This is a genomic window from Kitasatospora sp. NPDC085464 (assembly GCF_044541955.1).
GTDB lineage: Bacteria > Actinomycetota > Actinomycetes > Streptomycetales > Streptomycetaceae > Kitasatospora.
This window is the reverse complement of the sequence record NZ_JBITTM010000010.1, coordinates 148,859-163,656: the sequence shown is the minus strand read 5'-3', so window position 1 is coordinate 163,656 and position 14,798 is coordinate 148,859. Positions and strand designations below refer to the sequence as shown.

The window sequence follows — 14,798 nt, the reverse complement described above, 5'->3', positions numbered from 1 at the left end:
TCCCGGACCGCCCGGCACTTTCCGTCTGGGCATGTTCATCCGAGTAATCTGCCCAACTGTGAACGACACCTACGGCCTGCTCGCTGGCCTGGCGCAAGCCGGGAGCATCACCGCACTGCGCGGCCTGCTGCCCGAAGTCGTGCCATGGGTTGTGTCCCTGCCCAGTGAGGACATCGAGACCCTGCTCACCGAACTGACCGACACGGCACACAATGAGGCGGATCCGGACAACCTCGCCCCGATCGCGGTGCTGCTCGCCCAGTGGAAGCGCAGCGCCGAGATCCACGCGGACCCCGCGTTGCATGCCCGTCTCGCCTGCGAGCCCGAGGGTGACCTCGGGCCCGTCCCCGTCCCCGAGTTGGCCGACTGACCCGACCAAGGGTGTGAACGACACCGTGCCGGGCGATCCCGGATTCGGGATCGCCCGGCATCTTCCGTTGGGAAGCGCGGTCAGTGCTGGTGGGCGCCCGTGTCCCCCGTGGCAGCGATGGTGGTGCCGTCGGCCGTCAGGGTGAAGGCCGCCGTGCGGACGGTGTCCTGGTGCTTGAAGTCCAGGAAGAGGCGGTAGCTTCCGGCGCTCGGGGCGGTGGTGGTGAAGCCGATCTCCGGGCCCGGGGCGGTGGTGTCCGGGTGGACGTGCAGGTAGGCGAGGTCGCCGGCGCGGAGGGCGACCAGGTGGCCGTACGCCCCGAGGTAGGGCTGGAGGTCGGTGACCGGCCGGCCGTCCTTGCTGACGCTCAGGGTGAGCCGGCCGCTGCGCCCGGGGGCGAGGTCGCCGCCGAGGGTGACGGTGTAGCCGTCGACGGTGACGGTCCGTCCGGTCTGCGGGAGCGGGGCCGGGCGCAGGTCGCCGGCGGCGTGCAGGTCGGCGCCGAGGGTGAGGCCCTCGGCGGCGCCGGCCGGGGTGAAGTCGGCGAACACCCGGTACTCCCCGGCTGCGGGGACGGCGGTCGGGGCGCTCCAGGTGCCATCGGCGCCGAGGGTCGGGTGCAGGTGCTGGTAGGTGGAGAGGTCGCGCGGGGCGACAATCAGGTGCAGCTCCTTTTCGTGCTGCGGCTGGTAGGCGGTGACCGGCCGGCCGTCGGCGCCGAGGATGCGGAACCGCAGGTCGGTGGGGGAGCCGGCGGTGACGAAGGGGTTCTCGACGCTGAGCGTGTAGCCGCGTTCGGAGATCTGCAGCCCGCCGGGCAGGTGCTCGGGGGCGGCGCCGCCTCCCGCGTCCTCGGCGTGTCCGGTGTGTCCGGCGTTCCCGGTGCTCCCGGTGTCGTGTCCGGCGTGCCGGGCCGTGGCGGGCTGGGGGGAGGTGCCGCTGCCGGTGGCGTTGCCGACGCCGAGGGCGAGGCCGAACGCGGCGGCGAGGCCGGCGGTGAAGGCGGTGATGCGCAGCGCGGTGTTCATGGCGGGGTTCTCCTCGGGCGTACGGGCGGGCGGGCGTACGGGCAGTCCGGCGCGGGGCCCGGCCCCGCTCGGCGTCCATGAGTGAATACCCCATGGGGGTATCAAGTCAAGCGGATCGAAGCGGCGAAAAATACCCACTGGGGGTATCGGCCAGGGCTTGCTCTCGATACCCCTAGGGGGTATAAATGAACCCGGCACCGCCCGATACCCCTGCGAGGTATGAAGGCCCGGCCACCGAACGCACCGCACGACCGGCAAGACGACTGTCACGAGGAGCGACGATGACTACGCAGGCACCCGCCTCCGCGGAGGTGGAACTCTCGATCGGCGGAATGACGTGCGCCTCGTGCGCGGCCCGCATCGAGAAGAAGCTCAACCGGATGGACGGGGTCGCCGCCGGCGTCAACTACGCCACCGAGAAGGCGAAGATCTCCTTCGAGGACGGCGTCGAGGTCGCCGACCTGATCGCCACCGTCGAGGCCACCGGCTACACCGCGGCGCTGCCCGAGCCCCCGGTCGCCGAGGGCCCGGACGGCGAGCGGACCCGGCCGGCGGACGAACTGGCCCAGCTGCGCGCCCGGTTGTTCACCGCGGTGGCGCTCGCCGTGCCGGTGATCGCGATGGCGATGGTCCCGGCCCTGCAGTTCGACAACTGGCAGTGGCTGTCGCTGACCCTGGCCGCCCCGGTCGTCACCTACGCCGCCTGGCCGTTCCACCGGGCCGCGTTCACCAACGCCCGGCACGGCGCCGCGACGATGGACACCCTGGTCTCGCTCGGCACCGGCGCCGCGTTCCTGTGGTCGCTGTGGGCGCTGTTCCTCGGTGACGCAGGGATGCCGGGCATGCGGCACGGCTTCGAGTTCACCATCGCCCGCAGCGACGGCGCGTCGAACATCTACCTGGAGGCGGCGGCCGGCGTCACCGCCTTCATCCTGGCCGGGCGCTACTTCGAGGCCCGCTCCAAGCGCACCGCCGGTGCCGCGCTCAAGGCGCTGCTGGAACTGGGCGCCAAGGACGTGACGGTGCTCCGCGGCGGGGCCGAGGTGCGCATCCCGATCGCCGAACTCGCCGTGGGCGACCGCTTCGTGGTCCGGCCGGGCGAGAAGATCGCCACCGACGGCCTGGTGGTCGAGGGGGCGTCGGCGGTGGACGCCTCGATGCTGACCGGTGAGTCCGTCCCGGTCGAGGTCGGGGTCGGCGACAGTGTCACCGGCGCCACCGTCAACGCCGGCGGCCGGCTGGTGGTCGAGGCCACCCGGGTCGGCGCCGACACCCAGCTGTCCCGGATGGCCAAGCTGGTCGAGGACGCGCAGAACGGCAAGGCCGCCGCGCAGCGCCTCGCGGACCGGATCTCCGCCGTCTTCGTGCCGATCGTGATCACCCTCGCGGTGGCCACCCTCGGCTACTGGCTGGGCACCGGCGAGGGCTGGACCGCCGCCTTCACCGCCGCCGTCGCCGTGCTGATCATCGCCTGCCCGTGCGCCCTGGGCCTGGCCACCCCGACCGCGCTGCTGGTCGGCACCGGCCGCGGCGCCCAGCTGGGCGTCCTGATCAAGGGCCCGGAGGTCCTGGAGTCCACCCGCAAGGTCGACACCGTCGTCCTGGACAAGACCGGCACCGTCACCACCGGCCGGATGACCCTGATAGCCGTCCACACCACCGGCAGCACCACCGAGGCCGAGGTGCTGCGCCTGGCGGGTGCCCTGGAGCACGCCTCCGAGCACCCGATCGCCCGGGCGATCGCCGACGCCGCCGCCAAGGCCGGCGAACTGCCCGCCGTCGAGGGCTTCGAGAACGTCCCCGGCCTGGGCGTCCAGGGCGTGGTGGACGGCCACGCGGTGGTGGCCGGTCGGGAGGCACTGCTCAACGAGTGGTCGCAGTACCTGTCGGAAGGCCTGGTCGGGGTCAAGCGCGCCGCCGAGGCGGCCGGCCGCACCGCGATCGCGGTCGGCTGGGACGGCGAGGCGCGGGCCGTCCTGGAGGTCGCCGACGCGGTCAAGCCGACCAGCGCCGAGGCGATCGGCAAGTTGCGCGCACTGGGCCTGACCCCGGTGCTGCTGACCGGTGACAACCGGCGGGTCGCCGAGGCCGTGGCGGCCGAGGTCGGCATCGCGCCGGAGCACGTGATCGCCGAGGTCATGCCGCAGGACAAGGTCGACATCGTCAAGCGGCTGCAGGCCGAGGGCAAGGTCGTCGCGATGGTCGGCGACGGCGTCAACGACGCCGCGGCCCTCGCCCAGGCCGACCTCGGCCTCGCGATGGGCACCGGCACCGACGCCGCGATCGAGGCCGCCGACCTCACCCTCGTCCGCGGCGACCTGCTGGCCGCGGCGGACGCCATCCGGCTCTCCCGCCGGACCCTCGGCACCATCAAGAGCAACCTGTTCTGGGCGTTCGGCTACAACGTCGCCGCCCTGCCGCTGGCCGCGGCCGGGATGCTCAACCCGATGATCGCGGGGGCGGCGATGGCGTTCTCCTCGGTCTTCGTGGTCGGCAACAGCCTCCGACTGCGCCGCTTCCGCTGAACGGGCCTTCCGCTGAACGGGCCTTCCGCTGAACGGCTTTCGCTGAGCGGCTTCTGCTGCGCCGCTTCCGTTGAGCGGCCTCCGCTGAACCGCTTCCGCCGTGCCGTGCGGACTCCGGACCACTCTCCACCGCCGGGCCGGGGCCCCGGAACCCCGCCGGGGCTCCGGGGCCCCGGCGTTTCCGGGGTGCGGCCGGTCAGTCCTCCGGCAGCTCCACCGCCTGCCAGCGGTACGCCGCGTCCTCCTGCCAGACCTGCAGTTCGCCCTCCACCACCGCGGCCAGGCAGAGCCGCCAGTCGTCGCCCATCGCGAGCGCCACCCGGGTGGCCGGGCGCAGGGTGGGCCGCCACCAGCGGGGGCGGCGGGAGGCGCCGCCGGCCGGGAGCCGCAGCCGTATGCCGCCGGCGCCGGCCAGGGCGATGGTCGGACCGCCGCGGTGGCCCGCCATGGCGATGTCGAGGGAGGGTTCGCCGTCGCCGATCTCGGTGCCCGGCCCGGCGGAGCCGAGGGTGTGCAGCTGGACGGAGCCGTCCGGCCGCAGGGTGGCGGCCTGCGGGCCGGCGGAGGTGCGGGCCAGCGCCCCGGCGCGCAGCGCGCCCTCCGGGCCGACCGGGGTGGGCGGTTCGGTGGTGCCGGGCCGCTGGCCCAGCACCCGGCCGTGGTGCTCGACCAGGACCAGCCAGCAGCCGGGCCGTTCCTCCAGGGCCGCGAGCACCCGGTCGGCGGAGCAGCCGGGCAGCTCGTGACCGGTGAGGGTGAGGCCGGGCGCCCAGCGGTAGGAGCGCAGCGCGCCGCCGACGGCCGTCCAGACCGTCATCTCCCCGGCCGGACCGACCGCCCCGGCCAGCCCGTTGACCCCGCGCGCCGCCTCCCACCAGCCGGCCGCCGTGCCGACCCAGAGGGTGTTGCCGCGGTCCTCGGCGCAGACCACCAGCTCGCCCTGGCGCCCGGCCCAGCCTGCCGCCAACTCCCTTACGGCTCCGGGCCCCTGTCCGGCGGGCAGCAGTCGGCCGGTGTGGCCGGGGCCGGCCAGCGCGGTGCCGCCGGAGCCGCCGGTGACCACCAGCGGGCGGCCGGTGCGGTCGGGCAGCACGGCCAGTCCCGCGGTACGGGCCACCGGTCGGTGCGAGCGCAGCAGTTCGCGGCCGCGGGCGGCCCACGGGCCGAGCGGGGAGGGGCGGCGCTCCGGGTCGCGGGCCAGCGGCTCGCACGCCCAGCGCGCCAACTCCTCGCCGTAGCCGGCCGCCAGCAGCTCGGCGCGGGCCTGCTCGGCGGCGAGCCGGTGGTCGAGCCGGCCGTGGTCGGGCAGCAGCAGGGTGCGGGCGAGGGTGCCGACCGCGAACAGGTCCTTGGCGGTGGTCGGGAAGCCGCCGACCTGCTCGGCCTCCGGCGGAACGTGCCCGGGGGTGAACACCGCGACGGTCAGGGTGTGGTCGAGCGGGGCGAGGAAGGTCAGGTCGATCAGCTTGACCTGGCCCTGGCCGTCCACCAGGACGTTGGCGGGGGAGATGTCGCGGTGCACCCAGCGCTTGCGGTGCAGCTCGTCGACGATCCGGCAGAGCCGGGCCAGCACCTCGGCCACCGCCGCCGGACCGCCGCGCTGGCCGCGCGCCCAGGTGTGCAGCGGCGCGCCCTCGACCCAGGGCGAGATCTGGTAGCCCAGCAGCCCGGCGGAGGGCGCCGCGCCGGGCCGGTGCGGGGAGGGGCCGAGCAGGAAGCTGGGCACCACCAGGTCGGTGACGCCCAGCCGGTGCGCGTTGTGCGACACGTCGTCCCAGCGCCCGAGCCAGCGCCGCACCTCGGACGGGTCGCGCTCCAGCATGATCTTCGCGGCGACCAGTTCCTTGCGACCGTTGTGGCCGGTGCGCACGGCCCGCCACACCTCGGCCTCGCCGCCCCGGTGGTGGAACTCCAGGAGTTCGTACTGCTCGGGGTCGAACTCCGGCCCGAACCGGAGCCCGGGCACCCAACGCGACTCGGACACACGACCCCCGACGTTATGAACCGCTCGACGCTGCTGACTGCCCGGTCGACGGCCGCTCGATGCTTTCGACGAACCGCTGTTGGTGCGCTTGTTCACGTCCTGCTCATGCGTTGCCCAGGATAGTGCTCTTTCCTGTTCGTCTGTCCGATCGAGGGCCTATTCTGATGGCGCCCGAGCAACATCACGACACGACGTCAACTCATGATCGTTCGAACCTCGTTGATCATGGAGGCGACGACATCCTGACACAGGGGGACGGTGCATGGCGCTGCTAGCGGTGCTGCTGATCGTGGTGGCACTGGCCGGTGCGGCCGTCGTCGTACTGGCGCGCCGCCGAGGAGCCCTGGACGCCGACGCGGTGGCGAGAGCCCTGGCCGCGGCCGCCGAACAGCTCACCGCCGGGAAGGCCGCCCAGGCCCGCCGCCGCTACGCCCGACTGGCGAAGCGACTCGCCGCCGGGCCCGCCGAACTGGGCCCGCAGCGCGGCCTCGCGCTGCTCGGCCAGGCCGAGGCGACCATCCCCACCGGCGACCGGGCGGCCACCCTCGCCCTGCACCGCGAGGCGTTCCCGCTGCTCGCCGACCCGGCCCGCCAACTGCCCCGGTGGAGCCTGCGCCACCTCGCCGAGGAGCGGATGCGGGGCGGTGAGCGGATCCCGGCCGACGGGAAGCCGCAGACCGGGGAACGGCCCCGGGCCCAGGACGGCGACCTCGGACCGCTACTCGCCTTCCTCCAGGCCACCGCCGCCGGCGCCGAACCCGGCGAGGAGGCCCAGGCCGCCGCCCGCGCCCTCGACTGGCTGCAGCGCCGCTGCCGGGAGGGCTCCGCCGAGCAGCGCGAGGAGGCCACCGTCCGCGCCCTCGCCGCCCTGCCCGGCCGCGACTGGCCGGTGCTCGCCCGCGCCGCCCTGCTGCAGGAGACCGGCCGGCTCGCCGAGGCCGAGATGCTGGTCGCCGACTCCGTCCGCGGCGGCAGCGGCGAGCTCCACTTCCGCTGGGGCATCCACCACTACAACCGGCACCGGGACGGAGCCGCCGTCGCCGCCTTCGACGAGGCGCTGCGCATCGGCCCCGGCGAGCCCTCCCCGTGGGGGCGCGGCCCGGCGCTGCGCACCGACTGCCTGCTCTTCCGCGGCCTGGCCAAGCAGCGGCACGGCAACACCGACGGCGCCTGGAGCGACTTCGCGGCCGCCACCGCGGAGAGCCCGACCGACCCGCGCCCCCGCTACGCCCTCGGCCGGCTCGCCCTGCTGCTCGGGGCCGACGACCAGGCCCGGGAGCAGTTCACCGCCGCCCTGACCGTCCAACCCTCCTTCGCCCCGGCCCGGTTCGGCCTCGCCCTGGTGCACGAACGGGCCGAGCGCCACGCCGAGGCCGCCGCCGACTACCGGGCCGGCCTCGACCGGGCCCCCGACTGGCGCCCCGCCCGGGTCCGGCTCGGCGCCGCCCTGCTCGCCGCCGGTCGGACCGCCGAGGCCGAGCCGCTGCTGCGCGCCGAGTCCGACACCGAACCGGGCAGCCGCTGGACCGGCATCGCCGCCTTCCACCACGGCCTCGCCCTCGCCCGCACCGACGACCCGGCCGGCGCCCTCGCCCGCTGGGAGCCGCTGGACGACGAGGACCTGAGCGAGCGCCGGGCCCTGGCCCGCGACCGGCTCGCCCGCACCCGGCTGGCCGGGGACCCGGTCGCCGCCCGCGAACTCTGGCAGCGGGCCGCCGCCGAGCACCCGGCCGCCCCCGGCTACCGCGCCGCGCTGCGCGAGGCCGCCCTCCGCGAGGCCGCCCATCTGCTGGTCACCGGCCGCGACCGCCCCGAGTCGCGGGCCGGCGCCACCGCCGCGCTCGCCCTCGCCGACACCCTGCCCGGCGCCCTGACCCACCGCCAGGCCCGGCTGCGCGCCGCCCTGGCCCTGGCCGAGGGCAAGACCGAGCCGGTCGGCACCCTGCTGGACGCCGGCAGCGGCCTGCGCGACCGCTACCACCTCGCCGCCGTCGCCCTGCTGGCCGGCCGCCCGGCCCGGACGATCGCCCTGCTCGGCCCGCCCGACCCGAACGGCGACCCGGCGACCGCCCGGCTGCGCGCCCTGCTCGCCGAACGGGCCGGCAACTGGGCCGCCGCGCTGGAGTGGTACCGGAACTTCCTGACCGCCGCGGCGCCACCGGGAGCCGCCCGTGCGGCGGAGCCCGCCGGCGACTGCGCCGCCTGCGACCGGCCCGCCACCGGCGCCTGCGCCGGCTGCGGCCGCGAGGCGTGCACCGACCACCTGCACACCCCGGAGGGCGCCGGCTCGCCCCGCTGCGTCCGCTGCGCCGGTCCCGCGCTGCGCGCCGTCCTGGACTGCGCCCGCCGTACCGGCGCGCCCGAGCAGGCCGAACCCGTCCTCGCGGCCTGGGCCGCGGCGCTCGGCGACAGCGCCGCCGCCGCAGCGGTCCGGCTCGACCTCGCCCTGCTGCGCGCCGAACTCGGCCGCCACGACGAGGCGCTGGCCGATCTCCCCGCGGACGCCGCGGCCGTCCGCGCCGCCGTCCTGATCCGCCGGGCCGGCGCCGCCCTCGCCGCCGGCCGGCCCGGACGGGCCGCCGGCGACCTGCGCCAGGCCCTCCGCCTGGCCCCCGGCCACGCGCGGGCCACCGAGACCCTCGTCCTGCTCGCCGAGCACGAGGCGCACCAGCACGCCATCGAGGGCCGCCACCGCGAGGCCTGGGAGGCCTACCGCGACCTGCTGCTCAAGGACCCGGCGCACCCCCGGCTGCTGCACGCCCTCGGCCTGGCCGGCTACCGGCTCGCGACCGCGTCCGGGGCGGCTGCCTCCGGGGCCGACGGGTCCGAGAGTGCCGCGTCCGAGAGTGCCGCGTCCGGGAATGCCGCGTCCGGCGCGGCCCGGGACGAGGTCTGGGCCTGGACGCTCGGCTGCCTGGTCGCCGCCCTGCACCAGCCCGAACTGTGGGCCGAGTCCGCCCGGATCACCGGCCGCACCCCCGAACCGCAGCGGCTCGCCGCCGCCCGCACCGGGCTCATCGACCGGCTGCGGGACGACCTGCGCGCCCTCGACCGGGCCGCCGGCCGCAGCGGGGACGAGGTCTCCGCCTGGACGCTGCGCCTCGGCATGGAGGCCCACACCGCCGACGCCTTCGCCCAGGAGGACCTCCGAATAGCCCTGCCCGGCTGCCCCTCCCGCCGCCTGACGGTCGGCCCCACGCTCGACCGGCTGTTCCGCGCGGAGCCCGAACTCGCCGCCTGGGCCGAGGCGTTCGAGCAGGCCGTACGGTCCTGGCGGCAGCCCGCCGGCGCCGGCGCCCCCGGCCCGGCCCGCGCACTCGGCCTCTTCGGCGAGCTCGGCCCGCAGCGCTACCTCCAGCTGCAGGGCCGCCAGGCCGCCGCCGTCGCCGCCCTGGACGCGGTGCCCCAGCAGCGGCGCGGCGAGGACTGGCAGTCGCTGCTCGGCGAGTCGCTGGTCAGCCAGGCCCGTGAGCACCACCGCAACCAGGACTGGCGGGAGGCCCTGGACTGCCTCACCCGGGCCGGGGCCGTCCCCGGCGCCGCCCTGCCCGCCGACTCGGCCGCCATCGCCGCCGAGTCCGGCGTCCGGGCCGCCCGCGCGCTGCTCAAGAGCACCGTGGACGACCAGCCGGGAGCGGCCGAGCTGCTGGAGAAGGCGTACGCGCTCGCGCCGGACGACCCCGAGGTGCGCGGCGACCTCGGCGCCACCTACGCCCAGTGGGCCCGCAAGATCAACAACGAGGACAAGGACTACCCCCGCGCCCTGGAGCTGCTGCAGAAGAGCCTGGAGCTCGTCCCCGGCGACCCGACGGCCCGACACTTCCTGGAGGCCGCCCTGGGCAACCGGGCCGGCCAGCTCAGCCGCCCCGAGGCCTCCGACGCCGAGCTGGAAGAGGCCGCCGACGCCTGGCGGGCGCTGATCGCCCTCAACCCCGACCCGGACCACCGGCTCGGCCTCGCCTTCGTGCTGCGCCACCTCGCCCGCTCGGCCGCCTTCGCCGACGACCGCGGCCGCGCGGTGCGCCGCATGGCCGAGGCGCTGGACGCCGACCCGGAGTGGGACGGCGACGCCGAGCACGAGGCCCCGCGCCGGGTCGCGGTGATGCTCGCCAACCACGTGCTCGACGCCATGGGGGACAAGCCGTTCTCCGCCCAGGCCGCCGTGCTGCAGAAGGCCAAGTCGTACGACGACTCGACGGACATCCGCCGCCTGATGGTCAGCGTCTGGCGCGGCGAGGCCATCGGCCACTACGAGGCCCGCCGCTACCAGGAGGCGCTCCGGCTGCTGGAGGAGGCGCTCGGGCTGTCCCGCACCCCGGAGGACGACGACAAGCTGCACCGCGAACTCGGCATCGTCTACGGCTCGTACGCCGTCCAGCGGGCCAACGCCCGGCAGCTGCGGGAGGCCCGCGATCTGGCCCGCAAGGCCGTCGAGCACAACCCGGAGGACCTGGAGCTGCGCGCCATGCAGCGGCGGATCAACTCGCTCTACTGACGGCAACCGCACGGCAGTTGCCGTCGTCCTAGACCGTGCGCCCCGGCGCCGGCCGCCGTCCGGGCCGTCGGGACCGGCCGGTCGGGGCCGGCCCGCCGAGAGCCGTCCGCCGAGACCCCAGCCCGCCGAGAGCCCACCCGTCCTGAGTCGTGAGTCCTGAGTCGTGAGTCGTGATCGTGAGGAGAGGGAGCGCCCGCCATGCCACTGCCTGAACCGTCGCCGTACGAGGTCCTGGGCATCCCGCTCACGGCCGGTGTGCGCGAGATCAACCTCGCCGTCGGACCGGCGATGCGGGCGGGCCGGCACACCCGCCAGCAGATCCAGGAGGCCGCCGCGCTGCTGCGGAACCCGGACCGGCGGCTGGAGTCCGACCTCCAGCAGCCCCTCCCGCCGGAGCCCGTCGACCGGGCCGCCGACCTGCTGGCCCCGGCGCTCGCCGAACCGCTGCTGGTGATCGAGCGCCCGCCGCTGCCGCCCGTCCCCGCCCTGCTGACGCTGCACCGCGCCGAGCTGGCCGCCGACTTCGCCGAGCCCGCCCCGCCGGGCACCGACCCCGAACCGCCCGTCCCCGCCCGCTACGCGGCCGACCTGTCCGTGCTGCCGCAGATCGAGGTACCCGAATGACCGACGCACCGACCGCATCCCCGCTCGACGGCCACCGGCGGCTGGAGATCCCGCCGGGCGTCGAGGAGGTCGACCTGGAGCGGAAGTTCGTCCAACTGCTCTTCCGGTCCTCCCTCCTGGGGAGCAAGCTGACAGAGCAGCGGCAGACCGCCCGGGCCGAGCAGCGCGACCTGCTGGGCATCCTGGTCGAGGTGGACGACGCGCTCGCCGCCCTCGGCCTGGACCGCGAGCTGGTCGCACTGGGACGCGGTGAGGGCATCGAGGCCACCCGGCGGCGGCTGCTCGGCCGGCTCGCCAAGGCCAAGGTCCGTCCGATGCGGCTGGAGGGCATGCCGGCGGACCCGGAGCTGACCGAGATCGTCGGCACCGAGGTCCGGCCCGGGGTGGTGCCGGAGACGGTGGTGCGGACGGTGGTCACCGGGTTCTTCTGGGAGGACGAGGTGCTGCGGCGGGCCCAGGTGGTGGTCGCCGCACCGGAGCCGGAACGGGCGCCCGACGCGCAGGCGCTGCAGTCCGACGCCGCCGGGGAGCCCGGGGCCGTGCCGGACGGACCCGCCGTCGAAGCGGCCGAAGCACCCGAAGCCGCCTTGACGGTCGAAGCGGTCGAAGCACCCGAAGCACCCGAAGCCGCCGAGACGACCGTGCCGGCCGAGGCCGCCGGAGCAGGCGATCCCGCCGCCGCGCAGCCCGTCCGCGCCCAGCCCAAGGCGGCCCCGCCCCGGGCCCGCCGCAAGGCGACGGCCGCGGGCAAGCGGGCCAAGCGCAAGAAGTAGCCAGGACCACGAGGGGCAAGAGGGGAACGACATGTACCGCACACTCGGCATCGACCTGGGCACCACCAACTCCGTGGTCGCCCACCTGCGCCGGGGCGAGCCGGAGATCATCTTCAACCGGCAGAACCAGGAGGCCACGCCCTCCGTCGTCGGCAGCGGCCGCAAGGGCGAGCTGCTGGTGGGCTCCACCGCGCGCAGCCGGATCGCCATCGACGGCGCCAACGTGATCCGCTCGGTCAAGCGCTTCATGGGCCGCAAGTTCAAGGACCCGCAGGTGCAGGCCGCCCTCAAGGAGGTCGACTACAAGGTCACCGCGGGCACCGACGGTGACGTCAACGTCTGGTTCAACGGCCGCTCGTACACTCCGATCGAGATCTCCGCGATCGTTCTGCACCGGCTCAAGGAGGACGCCGAGCAGCGCTTCGGCGAGCCCTTCCACCGCGCCGTCATCACCGTCCCCGCCTACTTCGGCGAGCGGCAGGTCGCCGCCACCCAGGAGGCGGGCCGGATGGCCGGGCTGCACGTGCTGCGGATCATCAACGAGCCGACCGCCGCCGCGCTCGCGTACGGGATCACCTCCGAGGCGGGCGACGAGGGCAGGACCGTGCTGGTCTACGACCTCGGCGGCGGCACCTTCGACATCTCCATCCTGCTGCTGGTGCCCGGTTCGGTGTCGGTGCTCGGCATCGAGGGCGACAACCTGCTCGGCGGCGACGACTTCGACCGGGCGATCACCACCGCGCTGCTGGAGGACATCCGCGAGGAGTACGGCTCGGACTACCAGCCCGACCTGCGCGACCGTCCGAAGATCGCCTCCACCGCCGAGACCATCAAGATCGAGCTCTCCAACCAGGAGTCCTCCGAGGTCATCCTGCCCGGTCTCGGCGCCGGACAGCTGGTGCTGGAGACGGAGTTCGAGCGCGCCCGCTTCGAGGAGCTGATCGAGACCCAGATCGAGCGGACCATCGAGCTGACCCACAAGGCCATCATGCAGGCCAACCTGACCGTCGGGGACATCGACGAGGTGGTGCTGGTCGGCGGCTCGACCGCGATCCCGCTGGTCGCCCGGAGGCTCGGCGAGGTGTTCGGCCCCCGCCGGATCCGGCGCGGCGTCAACCCGATGCAGTGCGTGGCGCTCGGCGCGGCCGTGCAGTCCGCACTGGTCGGCGAGGTGGAGTGCCCGGAGTGCCGGGCCCCCGGGGACCTCTCCGCCTCCAACTGCGCCAACTGTGCGACCTCCCTGCTCGGCGGTGACCGGGTCTCCTGCCCGACCTGCCACATCCCGGTCGACTCCGCGGCCGCCGACTGCCCCAAGTGCGGCCAGGAAACGGGTGGTTCGGCCGGCGGCGCGACCGTCCCGAAGCAGGTCCAGGACACCACCGTGGTCCGCAGCGACAACTGCCCGCGCTGCGGCACCCCGGCGGCCCCCGGCGTCACCGCCTGCGAACTGTGCGGCGAGGCGCTCAACTCGGCCGCCCCCGGCCTGACCAAGGTGATCTCCACCGCCGCCGAGGACGTCGGCCTGCGCTGCGCCTCCTGCGCCGTGGTCAACCCGCCCGGCAGCGAGACCTGCACCGGCTGCGGCGAACTGATGCAGGTGACCAACCCCTTCGACATCACCCCGAAGAACCTCGGCATCGAGCTCAACGACGGCCGGCTCGCCGTCATCATCCCCAAGAACACCAGCTACCCGACGAGTTCGCCGGTCAGCCGGGAGTTCGTGGTCTCCGGCAGCGGCCGGCAGCGGCTGGAGGTGGCGGTCTACGAGGGCGAGCACGAGATCGCCCAGCAGAACGAGCTGATCGGCCACCTCACCCTGCGCCTGCCCGAGGGCCTGGGCGGACGCACCCCGGTGGAGGTCTCCTTCGGCCTCGACCGCGACCGCACCATCACCCTGTCGGTACGGATCCAGGGCGGCGCGGAGAAGACCGTCAAGCTGGAACGGGTCACCCTGGACCCGGAGCTGAAGGTGCAGGTCGAGGAGCAGCAGCGGCAGATCGAGACCTTCACCGACCGCTGGGGCGGGGAGCTGACCGAGGCCGAGATGCGCGAGGCGCAGCGGCTGATGGACTCCCTGGACGACCTGGCGGCCGGTCAGACCCGCGGCCAGTCGGTGGACGAGGCGCTGGAGCGGGCCCAGCGCCAGCTCAAGGCCCAGCGCTGGGTGCGCGGCTCGGAGGCGTACCTGAGCCTGTTCATCCACTACTGCGAGAAGCACCTCGACCCGAGCGACCTGGACCGGCTGCGGTCGGTCTCCGCCGAGCTGCGGCTGCGCCGCGAGGCGGCCGACTGGGAGGGCGCGATGCGCGCGGCCCAGCGGGCGGACGAGCTGTGCGACTCGCTCGGTCACACCATGCGGATGCTGACCATGTGCAACGTCTACGTGACCCAGAACATGGTCTCGCCCGCCCTGGGGCAGCTGATCATGGCGGAGCTGCGCGGCCTGGACGCCGCCGTGGAGACGCCCAACATGGAGGAGGTCAACAAGCACATGTCGAACCTGCTGGCGCTGTACGCGCAGGCGCAGCGGGAGCTCGGCAGCGAGCCGGCCGCGGAGTCGCTCGGCCCGGTGCGCCCGGAGGAGGCGGGGCCGCGATGAGCGCCGTGGCCGAGCCGGAGGTGCTCTGTCCGCTGTGCAAGGTCGCGGCGGATCCGCGGAGCCTGTGCTGCCCCTCCTGCCGTGAGGACCTGTCCGCCCTGTTCCGGCTGCGTTACGCCGGTCGGATCGATTACAACCGGGCGTTGGAGGCGCTGGCGGCCGGCGACGAGGCGACGGCGCGGTTCCGGCTGCGGGGCGCCCTGGAGGCGGAGCCGGGCCTGCACCCGGCCCGGGAGCTGCTGGAATCACTGAGCGTGGCGGGGCCGGCGGGCCTCGTGCGGGTGGGGCGGGAGGGCGACACGCCCTCTGAGTGACCAATTCGGACCCTCCCGACCTGCCGTCGCGTTCCATCGGTGCGAGTGTGATCGTCACACGGATGTTCGCCACCCTCACAAGGAGT

The 14,798-nt window shown here is 75.0% G+C and carries 9 protein-coding genes; 7 read left to right on the top strand and 2 right to left on the bottom strand.

Annotated features, from left to right (window positions below; genetic code table 11):
* Window positions 1-58: 58 nt before the first annotated feature.
* Window positions 59-370 carry a hypothetical protein gene (locus ACIGG8_RS11435; RefSeq protein ID WP_350521146.1) on the top strand — a complete coding sequence of 104 codons (312 nt, stop codon included), beginning with the start codon at window positions 59-61 and terminating at the stop codon, window positions 368-370.
* An 80-nt stretch (window positions 371-450) separates the two neighbouring features.
* Here ACIGG8_RS11435 and ACIGG8_RS11430 read toward each other — a convergent pair whose 3' ends face one another.
* Complete coding sequence (locus ACIGG8_RS11430; RefSeq protein WP_396547221.1) at window positions 451-1,398, bottom strand: hypothetical protein; 948 nt, start codon at window positions 1,396-1,398, stop codon at window positions 451-453.
* Between the two features lie 281 nt (window positions 1,399-1,679).
* On the opposite strand from ACIGG8_RS11430, the gene ACIGG8_RS11425 reads away from it, so the two are divergent.
* Entirely contained in the window at window positions 1,680-3,923 is a 2,244-nt protein-coding gene (locus ACIGG8_RS11425) for a heavy metal translocating P-type ATPase (protein WP_396547220.1), read from the top strand.
* Between the two features lie 196 nt (window positions 3,924-4,119).
* Here ACIGG8_RS11425 and ACIGG8_RS11420 read toward each other — a convergent pair whose 3' ends face one another.
* A complete protein-coding gene (locus ACIGG8_RS11420) occupies window positions 4,120-5,907 on the bottom strand; it encodes a serine/threonine protein kinase (RefSeq protein ID WP_396547218.1) in 1,788 nt (595 codons plus the stop codon).
* Between the two features lie 262 nt (window positions 5,908-6,169).
* Between ACIGG8_RS11420 and ACIGG8_RS11415 the strand changes: the two genes are divergently transcribed.
* From ACIGG8_RS11415 to ACIGG8_RS11395, 5 genes are all read left to right on the top strand, one after another.
* The gene (locus tag ACIGG8_RS11415) at window positions 6,170-10,402 is read left to right on the top strand and encodes a hypothetical protein (RefSeq protein ID WP_396547216.1); all 4,233 of its coding nucleotides are present in this window, start codon (window positions 6,170-6,172) and stop codon (window positions 10,400-10,402) included.
* Between the two features lie 198 nt (window positions 10,403-10,600).
* Window positions 10,601-11,026: a hypothetical protein gene (locus tag ACIGG8_RS11410; RefSeq protein WP_350521142.1), complete on the top strand. Its 426-nt coding sequence runs from the start codon at window positions 10,601-10,603 to the stop codon at window positions 11,024-11,026.
* Window positions 11,023-11,799 carry a nucleotide exchange factor GrpE gene (locus ACIGG8_RS11405; RefSeq protein WP_396547215.1) on the top strand — a complete coding sequence of 259 codons (777 nt, stop codon included), beginning with the start codon at window positions 11,023-11,025 and terminating at the stop codon, window positions 11,797-11,799. Before ACIGG8_RS11410 ends, ACIGG8_RS11405 begins: the two co-directional genes overlap by 4 nt.
* A gap of 31 nt (window positions 11,800-11,830) precedes the next feature.
* On the top strand, window positions 11,831-14,398 hold the full coding sequence (locus ACIGG8_RS11400; RefSeq protein WP_396547214.1) for an Hsp70 family protein: 2,568 nt from the start codon (window positions 11,831-11,833) through the stop codon (window positions 14,396-14,398).
* Window positions 14,395-14,712, top strand: coding sequence for a hypothetical protein (locus ACIGG8_RS11395; RefSeq protein WP_396547213.1), 318 nt, complete (start codon window positions 14,395-14,397; stop codon window positions 14,710-14,712). The genes ACIGG8_RS11400 and ACIGG8_RS11395 overlap by 4 nt, the downstream gene beginning before the upstream one ends.
* Window positions 14,713-14,798 lie beyond the last annotated feature (86 nt).

Bases quoted from the DNA above. Each gene is read 5' to 3' on its own strand.
- ACIGG8_RS11410 (WP_350521142.1), top strand. From the start codon at position 10,601: ATGCCACTGCCTGAACCGTCGCCGTACGAGGTCCTGGGCATCCCGCTC.
- ACIGG8_RS11425 (WP_396547220.1), top strand. From the start codon at position 1,680: ATGACTACGCAGGCACCCGCCTCCGCGGAGGTGGAACTCTCGATCGGC.
- ACIGG8_RS11400 (WP_396547214.1), top strand. From the start codon at position 11,831: ATGTACCGCACACTCGGCATCGACCTGGGCACCACCAACTCCGTGGTC.
- ACIGG8_RS11405 (WP_396547215.1), top strand. From the start codon at position 11,023: ATGACCGACGCACCGACCGCATCCCCGCTCGACGGCCACCGGCGGCTG.
- ACIGG8_RS11415 (WP_396547216.1), top strand. From the start codon at position 6,170: ATGGCGCTGCTAGCGGTGCTGCTGATCGTGGTGGCACTGGCCGGTGCG.
- ACIGG8_RS11430 (WP_396547221.1), bottom strand. From the start codon at position 1,398: ATGAACACCGCGCTGCGCATCACCGCCTTCACCGCCGGCCTCGCCGCC.
- ACIGG8_RS11395 (WP_396547213.1), top strand. From the start codon at position 14,395: ATGAGCGCCGTGGCCGAGCCGGAGGTGCTCTGTCCGCTGTGCAAGGTC.